We start from the raw sequence: 12,201 nt of genomic DNA on the forward strand, positions 1-12,201 counted from the left end.
GAACGCCGCGGCGGAGGGCGTTCGCGGCGGTAGCCTGACCCGGTGCCGCTCCTGGGACCGCTCGACGAGTTGCCGCACCCGCCGCGCCGGGTGCTCGTGACCGGCACGTCCGGCTCGGGCAAGTCCACCCTCGCCCGGCACGTCGCGGACTGCCTCGGTCTGTCCTATGTGGAGATGGACTCGCTGTTCCACGGTCCACAGTGGACGCAGAGGCCGGAGTTCGAGGACGACGTGCGGCGACTGGTGAGGACACCGGCCTGGGCGACCGAGTGGCAGTACAGCGCGGTCCGCCCGCTGCTGCTGTCGCACGCCGACACGCTGGTCTGGTTGGACCACCCGAAGCACCTCGTCATGCGGCGGGTGACCGTGCGCACCACGATGAGGCGGGTGCGGCGGGTCGAGCTGTGGAACGGCAACGTCGAACCGCCCCTGCGCACGGTGTTCACCGATCCCGAGCACCTGCTGCGCTGGGCGTGGAAGTCGCACCGCAGGACCGGCGACCGGGTCCGGGCCGTCCTCGGCGGCGAGCGCGCCGACCAGCTCGTGGTGGTGCGGCTGCGGGGGCAGCGCGAGGTCGACCAGTGGCGTAGAGGCCCGTTGCGCAGAGCCGCGGAACGGGGTGAGGAGTCGGTGCGATGAGCGAACGGCGAACGGCGTTGGTGCTGGGCGGCACGGGGATGCTGAAGGGCTGCGCGGACGAGCTGCTGTCCGGCGGGTGGCACGTGGTGCTGCCCAGCCGCAGACCCGACACCCTCGGGCAGGCGGCCCGGGCGTCCCTGAAGGGGCGCGGGCACGTGCCCCAGGGAGCGGACGGGGAGGTGCGGGCGCGGCGGGTCGCGGCGGACTGGGCCCGGCCGCGGGAACTGGCCGAACGGGTCGGGCAGGTGCTCGACCGGCCCGCCGACCTGCTGGTCGCCTGGGTGCACACGAGCTACCGCGCCGCCGTGCTGCGGGCCGTGGCCCCGCTGCTCGCGCCGCACGCGCCGGTGGTGGAGGTGCTCGACAGCGGCGAGATCGACGCGGTGCGCGGCGTCCCCGACCCCGTCCTGGAGGGGCACCCGGCGCAGCAGGTCGTGCTGGGCTTCGTCCGGCACGGCGGCGGCACGCGCTGGCTCAGCCACGAGGAGACCTCGGTGGGCGTGCTGGAGGCGGTGCGCCGGGCGCTGGACGGCCGCCCGCCGTCGGTGCACCAGGTGGGCGAGATCGACACCTGGGAAGTGCGCCACTAGACCCCGGGGCGCAGCCCCCGCACCAGCAGCAGCACCGACTCGCGGACCTCGGCGAGGCTCCGCTCGGGCTGGAACACCTGCCAGTCCAGGGCGACCACGAGCATGGTGCCGAACAGGGCGGCGGACGCGGTGCCGACCTGCACGCCCTCGGGCAGCCGGCCCGCGTCCGACAGCCGCTGCACCTGCCCGCGCACGATGGACACGATGTCGTCGCGCAGCAGGCTCAGCGTGCCGTGCCACTGGCCGGGCGTGCGCCACAGCTCCGACACCAGCAGCTGCCCGAACGCCGGGTACTCGGCGAAGAACCCGAGCATCCCGTCCACCAGCGAGGACAGCGCGGCCTCGGTGCCGTCGTCGTCCTCGGCGACCCGCAGCCGCGCGGCCAGCAGGTCGACGCCGTGCCGCAGCAGGGCGTCGACCAGCGCGTCCTTGCTGGCGAAGTTGTAGTACACGGTGCCCTTGGCCACCCCGGCCTCGGCGGCGATCTCGTCCACCGTGACGCTCGCCGCGCCGCGCTCGCCGACGAGCTTGAGCGCCGCGTCGAACAGCTTCTGCTTGGTGACGGCGGTGCGGCCGGGGCGCGGGGTCGTCACAGCACCAGCTCGGGCTTGAGGCGAGACGGGGTCCACACCCGCTGCTTGTACGCCGCGAGCGTCGACAAGGCAAGACCCGCGACCAGGTAGCCGACCAGGACCAGGGCGTCCGCGCCGACGTCGCCCAGCGGCCCGCCGTACACGAGGTGCCGCAGGCCGTCCACGGCGTAGCCCATGGGCAGGCCGTGGTGCAGCGGGTGCAGCGGCGCCGGGATCGTCTGCCACGGGAACGTGCCGCCCGCGCTGACCAGCTGGAGGATCAGCAGCACCAGGCCGATGAACTTGCCGACCGCCCCGAACAGGGCGTTCAGCGCGTGCAGCACGGCCACGAACGCCGCCGACACCAGGAGCAGGAACGCCAGCGCGCCGACCGGGTGCGACGGCCGGATGTCCACCACGAGCGTGACCACCGAGTACATGACGACGACCTGCGCCACGCCCAGCAGCGCGCCGGGCAGCCAGCCGCCGACCGCGACCCGCACCGCCGACCGACCGGCCGCCAGACCGCGCCGGGACAGCGGCTTGAGCAGCAGGAACAGCACGAACGCGCCGATCCAGGTGGCCAGGCAGAGGAAGAACGGGGCCAGGCCCGCGCCGTAGCTGCCCGCCGACGTCTGGCTCACGCCGCGCACGGTCACCGGGTCGCCGATGGTGTGGGCGGTCGACTCGCGGGTCGGGTCGTCGGGGTTCGGGATCTCCGAGACGCCCGCGGCCAGCCCGTCGTGCAGCTGGTTGGCGCCGTCGACGAGCTGCCGCTCCCCGTCGCGGAGCTGCGCCGCCCCGTCGCGCACCTGCGCCGAGCCGGACGCGAGCTGCGCCGCGCCGTCGGTGAGCTGGGTGACGGCGCCGGTCAGCGCGGGGGTGGAGGCGGCGAGCTGCGCGGCGCCGTCGGACACCTGCCGCGCGCCGTCCGCCAGCGCCCGCAGCTGCCCGACCGCGCCCTGGACCCGGCCGTTCGCGTCGTCCACCGGCCTGCGGACCTCGCCGACCGCGCCCAGCACGCGCTGCACCTGCTCCTCGGTGAACCCGAGCGCGCGCAGCCGGGCGGCGATGTCGCCGTCCACCGCGTTCAGCCGGTCGACCAGGGCCTGCGCCTTGGCCGCGTAGCCCTCGGCGGTCCCGGCCACGGTGGCGTTGCCGTCGGCGACCTGCTTCGCGCCGTCGGCCAGCCGCTGGGTCTGCGCGGGCAGCTGCGCGGTCTGGTCGCGCAGCTGCGCCAGACCGGTCGACAGCCGCGCCGCCCCGTCGGCCAGCGGCGCGGTGCCGTCCGCGAGCTGCTGCGCCCCGGTGAGGGCGTCCTGCTGGCCGGACGCGAGCCGCGCCGCGCCGTCGGCGGCCTCGGCCGTCTTCTGCCGGATCGTGGAGAACCCGAGCAGCAGCCGGTCCGCCGCCTCCGCGCCGACCTCCACCGAGACGGAGCGGCGCACCTCGGTGACCACCTGGTTGGCGATCGTGGACCCGAGGTAGTTGTTCGCGTCGTTCGTGGTCAGCACGATCACCCCCTGGCGCGGGGTGAAGTCGCCGGTGGAGAGCAGGGCCTGCGAGAAGTCCCCCGGCAGGGTGAGGGCGAACGTGAACGTGCCGTCGCGCACGCCCCGCTCCGCCTCCTCCGCGCCCACCCGGCGCCAGTCGAAGCGCTTGCCGCCGACCAGCTCGTCGGCGACGTCCGCGCCCGCGTCGAGGCGCGTGCCGTCACCCGAGACGGCCCCCTCGTCCTCGACGACGAGCGCGGCGGGCACCTGGTCCAGGTTCGAGTACGGGTCCTTGTTGGCGTACAGGTACAGCGACGCGTACAGCAGCGGGACCAGCGCCAACGCCAGCACCGCGAGCTTCGGGAGCGTGCCGGCGGTGATCCGGCGCAGCTCGTTGAGCGCCATCCGCAGCGCGGTCACTCGGACTCCCCAGGGGTGTTGTCGGCCCCGATGCGGCCGGCCGGGACGCCGAGGAAGCCGGCGGAGGTGGTCGTGCACAGCACGACGACGGACCTGGTGGCGGTGACCTGCGCGCGGGCCAGCTCCAGCCAGGACGCGGGGTCGCCGTGGTAGCGGTCGGGGCTGTCCAGGACGAGGACCGCGGCGTCGGGGCGGCCCGCGGCCAGCTCCAGCAGCAGGCCGCAGCGGGTGTGCGCGGGGACGTGCTCGAAGCGGTGGTCGTGGTAGCGGTCGGCGTCCCGCTCGACCAGCCAGTCGGCGACCGCCTTGCGACCGCTGCGCGCGCCGTTCACGGCCAGCTCCTCGCCGACGACGCCGGCCAGCGACAGGGAGCCCTCGGGTTCGGTCACGCCGGGGGAGTCGACCGGCACGACCCGCCTGCGCAGCTCGCGCTCGTCGGGCGTCACCTCGCCGGTGCTCGGCCGCATCCGACCGGACAGGACGAGCGCCAGCGCGGTGTGCCCGGAGTCCGGGTCGCCCGCCACGAGGACCAGCTCTCCCGGTTCCACCAGCAGCGACGTCGGCTTCAGCAGGGGGCCGTGCGGCCCGGTGACGCCGACGCGACGGGCGTGGATGTGCACCCGGCACCTCCTATTTGAACTGACCAGTCAGTTCAAATAGTGGCTCGTAGGGGTGTCGCTCGCAACTCACGGTCGTGTGATCCGGGTGTCAGCCCGGGGGACGGGCCGGGGTCAGCGCAGCGCGCCGGCCGGGCGGACCTCCCACATCGTCCACAGTGGACGATATCCCTGCCGGGGCCAGAACACCGAGGACAGCGGGTTCGGCGGGTTGTAGTAGAGGTAGGTGCCGACCGTGCCCAGCCGGGCCAGCTCGCGGTGCGCGAACGCCATCAGCTGCCGGCCCACCCCCGAGCCCCGCGCGCCGGGCAGCACGGACACGCAGTTCACGTACCCCCAGCGGCCCGTCGGCAGCCGGGTCGAGGTCAGGTTGCCCGGCTCGGACGTCACCACCGCGCACTCGGCCAGCGCCACCGCGATGCCGTCCCGCTCCGCCAGCCACGCCGGACCGCCCGCGGCCAGCCGCTCGGCCAGCGTCCGCCGCTTCAGCTCGGCCGCGTCCGGCCGGTGCACCGTGGAGCCGACCATCGACGAGTAGCGCAGCTCGGCCAGCGCCAGCGCCAGCACGGTGTCCAGGTCGGCGGGCGTGGCCCGGCGGATCGCCGCGCCACCGGTGACCGGGGGCGGCGGGGCCTGCCGGGTCGCGATCACGGTCAGCGGCACCAGGCCGTGGTCCAGCAGCGCCCGCGTCGACTCGGCGTCCCGGCTCGGCCAGGTCAGCACGCACGCCGAGTCCCGCTCCGCCGGGTGCAGCAGGTCCAGCCGCTGCCGCCACGCCCGCAGCAGCGCGTCCATGCCCGCCGCGCCCGTGCCGCCCAGCAGCGGCGACAGCTCCCACACCTCGGTGGCCGACCACAGGCGGGCGGGGGAGCGGCGCTCGTGCACCTGGCGGGTCAGCACGCCGGCGACCCGCGTGCCGTCCGGCAGCGCCGCGGTCAGCACGTCCCCGTCCGCGGGGGGCGTCGGCGGCGGCAGCAGCGGGTCGATGCTCGCGAACCTCGCCGCCTGCGCCTCCACCAGCCCCCGCCCGACGGTCATGCCAGGGAGGTTACGACTTCCGCGTCCGGAAGATCGCGGTGCCCGGGAACAGCCGGCCGCGCAGCGGGCTCCACTGGCCCCAGTTGCGGGTGTGCCCGGCCGGCCACTCCGGCTCGACCACGTCGAGCAGCTCCAGACCCGCCCCGACGAGCGCCCGCACGTAGTCACCGGTGGTCCGGTGGTGCTCCACGTACGTGGCCCGGCCGGTGTCGTCGACCTCCACGTACGGCGTGCGGTCGAAGTAGGACTGCGTGACGGTGAGGCCGTTCGGCCCCGGGTCGTCCGGGAAGATCCACCGGATCGGGTGAGTCACGGAGAAGACCCACGGGGCGCCGGGCCGCAGCACCCGGGCCACCTCCCGGAACACCTCGCCCACGTCCGCCACGAACGGCACCGCGCCGAACGCGGAGCAGGCGGCGTCGAACGCGGCGTCGGCGAACGGCAGCTGGTCGGCGCTCGCCTGGACCAGCGGCACCGAGGTGCCGGTGGCCCCGGCCGCCGCGACGGCGTGCCGCAGCATCCCGGCCGAGATGTCGAACGCCACCACGTCCGCGCCCCGCCGCTTCAGCCAGCGCGCGCACGGCGCGGAGCCGCAGCCGACCTCCAGCACCCGGCGTCCCCGCACGTCACCGAGGTAGCCGACCTCCTCCTCGCGGACGCCCTCGGGGCACCAGACGAAGTCAGCCGCGCCCAGGAAGTCGCCGTGCTCGGCGTGGTAGTCGTCCGCGTCGGCGTCCCACCAGACCCGGTTCGCCGCCCGCGACTCCGCCGCGTCGACCCCCCGCTTGGCGATGCCGGTCGTGCCGAGCGCCAGTTCGGCGCTCGCGTGCTGGTCGGACACGCTGCTCCATTCACGCGGACCGGTTTGCCCGGTGGTCGTCGAGCCGCGTACGATACCGCGTGCGTGGTGCGTTCGCGCTGCCCATGATCGGTGATCTCCTGGTGAGTCGGTCTTCGCGGTGGGGCGCGCCCTCCGCGAAGCGTCGAACCCGCAGGCCGAAACCCCAATCCGTACCGGAGCCACCTACCTAATGTCCACCGACACCACCACTGTCCCGGTTGCCGCTGCGCCGAAGCAGGTCGCCATCAACGATATCGGGACGGAGGAGGACTTCCTCGCTGCTATCGACAAGACGATCAAGTACTTCAACGACGGCGATATCGTCGAGGGAACCATCGTCAAGGTCGACCGGGACGAGGTCCTGCTCGACATCGGCTACAAGACCGAGGGCGTCATCCCCTCGCGTGAGCTGTCGATCAAGCACGACGTCGACCCCAACGAGGTCGTCAAGGTCGGTGACGAGGTCGAGGCTCTTGTTCTCCAGAAGGAGGACAAGGAAGGTCGGCTGATCCTCTCCAAGAAGCGTGCTCAGTACGAGCGCGCCTGGGGCACCATCGAGGCGCTCAAGGAGAAGGACGAGCCCGTCAAGGGCACCGTCATCGAGGTCGTCAAGGGCGGCCTGATCCTGGACATCGGTCTGCGCGGCTTCCTCCCCGCCTCGCTCGTCGAGATGCGCCGCGTCCGCGACCTCCAGCCCTACGTGGGCCGTGAGCTCGAGGCGAAGATCATCGAGCTGGACAAGAACCGCAACAACGTGGTCCTGTCCCGCCGCGCGTGGCTGGAGCAGACCCAGTCCGAGGTCCGCAGCGAGTTCCTCAACCAGCTGCAGAAGGGCCAGGTCCGCAAGGGCGTCGTGTCCTCCATCGTCAACTTCGGTGCCTTCGTGGACCTGGGTGGCGTGGACGGCCTGGTGCACGTCTCGGAGCTGTCCTGGAAGCACATCGACCACCCGTCCGAGGTCGTCGAGGTCGGCCAGGAGGTCACGGTCGAGGTCCTGGACGTCGACATGGAGCGCGAGCGCGTGTCGCTGTCGCTCAAGGCGACGCAGGAAGACCCGTGGCGCCAGTTCGCCCGGACCCACGCGATCGGCCAGATCGTGCCGGGCAAGGTCACCAAGCTCGTCCCGTTCGGTGCGTTCGTCCGCGTGGACGAGGGCATCGAGGGCCTGGTCCACATCTCCGAGCTGGCCGAGCGCCACGTGGAGATCCCGGAGCAGGTCGTCCAGGTCGGCGACGACGTCATGGTCAAGGTCATCGACATCGACCTCGACCGCCGGCGGATCTCGCTGTCGCTCAAGCAGGCCAACGAGGGCTTCACGGTCGACTCCGAGTTCGACCCGACCCAGTACGGCATGGCCGCCGAGTACGACGACCAGGGCAACTACATCTACCCCGAGGGCTTCGACCCGGAGACCCAGGAGTGGCAGGAAGGCTTCGACAAGCAGCGCGAGGAGTGGGAGCGGCAGTACGCCGAGGCCCACACGCGCTACGAGGCCCACATGAAGCAGGTCGCCAAGGCCGCTGCCGCCGAGGAAGAGGCCGCGGGCGAGACGAACTACTCGTCCGGTGGCGACGCCCCGGCTGCCGCGTCGTCGTCCAGCACGGGCGCCCCGGCCCAGGCCGGCGGCACCCTGGCCAGCGACGAGCAGCTGGCCGCGCTCCGCGAGAAGCTGTCGGGCGGCGCCTGATCAGCACCCCGGTCACCTGACCGGTAGCACTCCCGAGTCGCCCCCCACCCCTCCGGGTGGGGGGCGCTCTGCTGTCCCCACCCGCGAACGCCCAACTCACCAGCCGCGAACGCATGACTCACGGGTCGCGAACGCATGACTCGCCGGTGTGCCGGCCACTCGCCGGCGAGTCCGACGCTCGCGACCCGTGAGTCCAACGCTCGCGACCCGTGAGTCCGACGCTCAGGACCCCTGAGTTCTGCGTTCGAGCAGGCTGGGGGGCTGGTGCGGTGCGCTAGGTTGAGAGCCCTATGAGCGCGCGGATGATGCTGCTGCCGGTGGTGCTGGCCGTCGTGTTGCCGGCCCTGGTCTCGGCGTGCGCGCCCGCGCCGAGGACGCCCGCGCCGCCGCCGCAGATCCCGACGATCCTGCCGCCGACGACGATCACCCGGACCCCGCAGATGGCCGACCGCCCGCTGCCGGACGACTGCGAGCTCGTCCTGCCCGTCGAGGTGCTCGACCAGAAGCTCGGCCGCGAGCTGGGCGGCGAGCTGAAGCAGATCATCGGCGTCCGCGAACCGTCGCTCGGCCGCACGGGCAAGCTCGACTGCTACTACGGCCTCGGCGAGCGGCAGCCGATCGCGGCCGCCCCGGTGGTCGTCGGCCTCGCCACCTACGTGGACGAGCCCACGGCGGCCGGGCGGGTCGCGGACAGCGTCACCGCCGAACGCGAGGACGGCGCCACGACCGGCAAGGTCGACGTCACCAAGCACAAGGCCGACCTCGTCGTCACCGCGGCCGAGCGCCTGCTCATCGGCTCGCTGGGCAAGACCACGTACGTGGTGCGCGTGAAGGCCGGTTTCCTGCCGGAGGACCAGGTCCCCGGCTTCCTGGCCGCACTCGCCCAGCAGTCCATGACGCCCGCCGAAGAGGACTGAGCCCCCCGCCGAAGAGGACCGGGCACCCCCGCCGAAGAGGACCGGGCACCGCGGCCGTGGCAGGCTGACCCCATGTTGCGCGTGGGCCTCTCCGGGGGAATCGGGTCGGGCAAGTCGACGGTGGCGGGCAGGCTCGCCGAGCACGGCGCGGTGGTGGTCGACGCCGACCGGCTGGCCCGGGAGGTCGTCGAACCGGGCACGGACGGGCTGCGCGAGATCGTCGAGGCGTTCGGCGAGGACGTCGTGGAGGACGGCGCGCTCAACCGGGCCGCGCTGGCCGCGAAGGTGTTCAGCGACGACGCCGCCCGCGTCACCCTCAACGGCATCACGCACCCGAGGATCGCCGCCCGCACGGCCGAGCTGATCGCCGCCGCGCCCGAGGACGCGGTCGTCGTGCACGACGTGCCGCTGCTCGTGGAGAACGGCATGGCCCCGCTCTACCACCTCGTGCTCATCGTGCACGCCGACGTCGAGGAGCGCGTCGCGCGCCTGCGCGGTCGCGGCATGGCGGAGGACGACGCGCGCCGGCGCATCGCGGCCCAGGCCGACGACGAGCGCCGCCGCGCGGTGGCGGACGTGTGGCTGGACAACTCCGGCACGCCCGACCTGGTGCTCGCGCGGGTCGACGAGCTGTGGGCGGACCGGCTGGTGCGCTACGAGTCGAACGTGCGGTTGGGCCGGCCCGCCGCCGGGTCGCCGGTCGTCGTGCCGTACGACGACACGTGGCCGGCGCAGGCGCAACGGGTCGCGGCGCGGATCGCGGTGGTGGCGGGCGGCCGGCGGGTCGAGCACATCGGCTCCACGGCCGTGCCGGGGCTGGCCGCGGAGGACGTGCTGGGCTTCCAGCTGGGGGTCGCGTCCCCGGCCGAGGCCGCGGAGCTGGAGGACGCGCTGGCGCGGGCCGGCTTCCCGCGCCTCACACCGGGCGAGGGCGTCGTGGGAGGTGCGGGCGACCCGGAGCGGGTGCACGCGGGCGCGGACCCGGGGCGGCCGGTCGACCTGCGCGTGCGCGTCGAGGGCGGCCCGGCGTGGGAGCGGGCGGTGCGGTTCCGCGACTGGCTGCGGGCCGACGCGGCGGCGCGCGACGAGTACGCGGCGCTGAAGCCGGCGGAGGCCCGTCCGGGTGGCGCGCGCGGTGGGTCGGAGGAGTCGTGGTGGTCGGCCGCCGAGGCCCGCGCCGACGCGTTCTTCGCCGCCCGCGAGGACTAGAGCGACGGCCAGGCGTCGAAGATGCCCCGGTGGGTGAGCCAGGTCGCCAGGTCGTGGCGGTGCAGGCTCACCTCCTCCAGGGTGCGGTGCACGGTGCGCAGCGCCTGGTCGGCGTCGTCGGGGTTCAGCACGCGGCCGGCGACGGCGGCGGCGAACTCCTCGGAGCGCACGATGCGGGCCGTCGTGCCGCCGGGCACGGCCAGGCCCAGCAGGAGGTCCGTGGTGCGCCAGTGGCGGCCGTCGCGCTGCACCCGCACGGCGGACAGCACGCTGGGGCCGCTGCGCGCGTGCCGCGACCGGGGCTTGTGGTGGGTCAGCCGGAGCCCGAGCTCGGGCATCAACCAGGTGACCTCCGAATCGGAGAACGGGTCCTCCGGCGTGGGGCACTCCAGGCGCAGGCCCCAGTGCTCCACCCGGCAGGCCGACAAGTGCCGCGCCATGCCGCTGGAGTAGCTCCGAACTGCGCTGACGGTGTCGACCACGTCGACCAGCTGAGGTGTGATGACCGCTCCCACGCGACCCGAGGGTAGCCGCAGATGTGCGCCGGGTAACTGTGCGGGTCGATTCGTTATATCACGGTCTGTGGTAAGGGCGGTATCTATCCGGTGACGGACACAGGGGATGGTTGACCTGCGAGTGTCACGGTCTGTATTACCTGCGACGCCAGGTGGTGATCGTTCCCGCGGCGGCCAGCCAGCGCACGGCGTCGTACCCGTGCGCGGCGATCCCGGCCACCGCGCGGTAGGCGTTCTCCAGCGCCCACCGGGCCCGGTCCGGCCCGATGAGGCCCTCGTCGAGGGCCTGCAGCAGTTCGTCGGTGTCCAGCACGGTCACGCCGCGCCCCGTGCGCACGATGATGTCGAGGTACAGGTCGACGGTCTTCCACACCGACCCGCTGGAGCTGATCTCGACCACGTCCACGTACAGGTCGTAGTCGCGCTCGTGGCCCGGGTGCCAGGACTGCCTGGTCACGCGCAGGCCCTGGGACGGCAGCAGCCACGACTCGAAGTGCGACAGGTGCGGGTGACCGGGCACGGGCCGGAACATGTAGAGGCCGTGCTGGGTCAGGCGGTACTCGTCGACCCCCCGGAGGTGGCCCTTCGGGTCGGTGTTGCTCTTGGCGTCCAGGTCGAAGTACTCGATCTTCGGCGGGTGGATGTGCATGCGGGTCCCGGCGGAGCTCGGCGTCACATCGCGACCCTATGCAGCGGAACCCGCTGAACACTCACTTTTGTCACCCGAAAGTAGGATGATCGCTTACTCTTCCCGCCATGTTCGGCATCATCCGCCCCTGCCGCAACCGCCTGGCCCCCGACCTGCGCGAGTCGTGGTTGGCGCACCTGTGCGGCCTGTGCCTCGCGCTGCGCGACGACCACGGCCACCTGGCGCGCGTGGTCACCAACTACGACGGCCTCGTCATCTCCGCTCTCGTGGAGGCCCAGTCGGGGCGTTCGCGCAGGTCGGCGGGGCCGTGCGCGTTGCGCGGGATGCGGTCGGCGGACGTCGCGACGGGCGCGGGCGCGCGGCTGGCCGCGTCGGTGTCCCTCGTGCTCGCCTCGGCCAAGGTCGGCGACCACGTGGTCGACCGCGACGGCGTCTTCGGGCGCGCGGGCGCGCGCGTGGTGGGCAGGCAGGTCGCCCGCAGGTGGGCCGAGCAGGCCGCGAGCACCGGCCACGACCTGGGCTTCGACACCGCCGTGCTGGTGGACGCGGTCGCCCGGCAGTCGTCGGTGGAGGCGGCGGCCGGCGCCGGGACGTCCGTGCTCGCGGTGACCGAGCCGACCGAGACCGCCGCGGGGGAGGCCGTCGCGCAGACCGCCGCGCTGACCGGCCGGCCGGGCAACGCCGCGCCGCTGCGCGAGGTGGGCCGCCTCTTCGGCCGCCTGGCGCACCTGCTCGACGCCGTCGAGGACCTGGCGGGGGACCGGGCGTCCGGCGCGTGGAACCCGCTGGTCGCGATCGGGACGTCGGTGGAGGAGGCGCGCCGGCTGTGCGACGACGCCGCCATGGGCATCGGGCTCGCCCTGGCCGAGGTCGAGTTCGCCGACGACCGGCTCGTCCACGTGCTGCTGGTGCACGAGGTGCGCGAGTCGATCAGGCGCGCGTTCGGCGAGCACCACGCGCACGCGCCCGGCCACGCGCACGCGCCCGGCCACGCGCACGCGCCCGGCCACACCC

Annotated in this window: 13 protein-coding genes; 6 read left to right on the forward strand and 7 right to left on the reverse strand. The window is 73.7% G+C overall.

Going from position 1 to position 12,201, the window contains the following annotated elements; genetic code table 11:
* The first annotated feature begins 42 nt into the window (after window positions 1-42).
* Entirely contained in the window at window positions 43-639 is a 597-nt protein-coding gene (locus ACR807_RS00735; protein ID WP_438919179.1) for a P-loop NTPase family protein, read from the forward strand.
* Window positions 636-1,229, forward strand: a complete 594-nt coding sequence (locus tag ACR807_RS00740; RefSeq protein ID WP_438919180.1) for a Rossmann-fold NAD(P)-binding domain-containing protein — start codon at window positions 636-638, stop codon at window positions 1,227-1,229. The genes ACR807_RS00735 and ACR807_RS00740 overlap by 4 nt, the downstream gene beginning before the upstream one ends.
* On the opposite strand, the gene ACR807_RS00745 is transcribed toward ACR807_RS00740, so the two are convergent.
* The 5 genes from ACR807_RS00745 to ACR807_RS00765 form a co-directional block, all read right to left on the reverse strand.
* Window positions 1,226-1,822, reverse strand: a complete 597-nt coding sequence (locus ACR807_RS00745) for a TetR/AcrR family transcriptional regulator (RefSeq protein ID WP_438919181.1) — start codon at window positions 1,820-1,822, stop codon at window positions 1,226-1,228. The two genes, ACR807_RS00740 and ACR807_RS00745, sit on opposite strands and share 4 nt — an antisense overlap.
* The gene (locus ACR807_RS00750; protein ID WP_438919182.1) at window positions 1,819-3,714 is read right to left on the reverse strand and encodes a YhgE/Pip family protein; all 1,896 of its coding nucleotides are present in this window, start codon (window positions 3,712-3,714) and stop codon (window positions 1,819-1,821) included. Before ACR807_RS00750 ends, ACR807_RS00745 begins: the two co-directional genes overlap by 4 nt.
* Window positions 3,711-4,334 carry a hypothetical protein gene (locus ACR807_RS00755; RefSeq protein ID WP_438919183.1) on the reverse strand — a complete coding sequence of 208 codons (624 nt, stop codon included), beginning with the start codon at window positions 4,332-4,334 and terminating at the stop codon, window positions 3,711-3,713. The genes ACR807_RS00750 and ACR807_RS00755 overlap by 4 nt, the downstream gene beginning before the upstream one ends.
* A gap of 111 nt (window positions 4,335-4,445) precedes the next feature.
* Window positions 4,446-5,369 carry a GNAT family N-acetyltransferase gene (locus ACR807_RS00760; protein WP_438919184.1) on the reverse strand — a complete coding sequence of 308 codons (924 nt, stop codon included), beginning with the start codon at window positions 5,367-5,369 and terminating at the stop codon, window positions 4,446-4,448.
* Window positions 5,370-5,379: 10 nt separating this feature from the next.
* Window positions 5,380-6,210, reverse strand: a complete 831-nt coding sequence (locus ACR807_RS00765) for a class I SAM-dependent methyltransferase (RefSeq protein WP_438919185.1) — start codon at window positions 6,208-6,210, stop codon at window positions 5,380-5,382.
* A gap of 190 nt (window positions 6,211-6,400) precedes the next feature.
* Here ACR807_RS00765 and rpsA point away from each other — a divergent pair, with 190 nt between their 5' ends.
* The 3 genes from rpsA to coaE all read left to right on the forward strand — a co-directional run bounded on the left by rpsA (window position 6,401) and on the right by coaE (window position 10,023).
* On the forward strand, window positions 6,401-7,897 hold the full coding sequence (gene rpsA / locus ACR807_RS00770) for a 30S ribosomal protein S1 (RefSeq protein WP_438919186.1): 1,497 nt from the start codon (window positions 6,401-6,403) through the stop codon (window positions 7,895-7,897).
* A gap of 290 nt (window positions 7,898-8,187) precedes the next feature.
* The gene (locus ACR807_RS00775; RefSeq protein ID WP_438919187.1) at window positions 8,188-8,814 is read left to right on the forward strand and encodes a hypothetical protein; all 627 of its coding nucleotides are present in this window, start codon (window positions 8,188-8,190) and stop codon (window positions 8,812-8,814) included.
* Window positions 8,815-8,886: 72 nt separating this feature from the next.
* Entirely contained in the window at window positions 8,887-10,023 is a 1,137-nt protein-coding gene (gene coaE, locus ACR807_RS00780; RefSeq protein ID WP_438919188.1) for a dephospho-CoA kinase, read from the forward strand.
* Here the strand turns inward: coaE and ACR807_RS00785 are convergent.
* Window positions 10,020-10,538 carry a ribonuclease FAU-1 family protein gene (locus ACR807_RS00785; RefSeq protein ID WP_438919189.1) on the reverse strand — a complete coding sequence of 173 codons (519 nt, stop codon included), beginning with the start codon at window positions 10,536-10,538 and terminating at the stop codon, window positions 10,020-10,022. The genes coaE and ACR807_RS00785 overlap by 4 nt on opposite strands.
* A gap of 136 nt (window positions 10,539-10,674) precedes the next feature.
* The gene (locus tag ACR807_RS00790) at window positions 10,675-11,187 is read right to left on the reverse strand and encodes a ribonuclease FAU-1 family protein (protein ID WP_438919195.1); all 513 of its coding nucleotides are present in this window, start codon (window positions 11,185-11,187) and stop codon (window positions 10,675-10,677) included.
* 107 nt (window positions 11,188-11,294) lie between these two features.
* On the opposite strand from ACR807_RS00790, the gene ACR807_RS00795 reads away from it, so the two are divergent.
* Window positions 11,295-12,201, forward strand: a 907-nt coding sequence (locus ACR807_RS00795; protein WP_438919190.1) for a DUF5685 family protein, incomplete at its 3' end; no start/stop codon positions are given.

The organism is Saccharothrix sabaoui, assembly GCF_051756985.1.
Classification (GTDB): domain Bacteria; phylum Actinomycetota; class Actinomycetes; order Mycobacteriales; family Pseudonocardiaceae; genus Actinosynnema.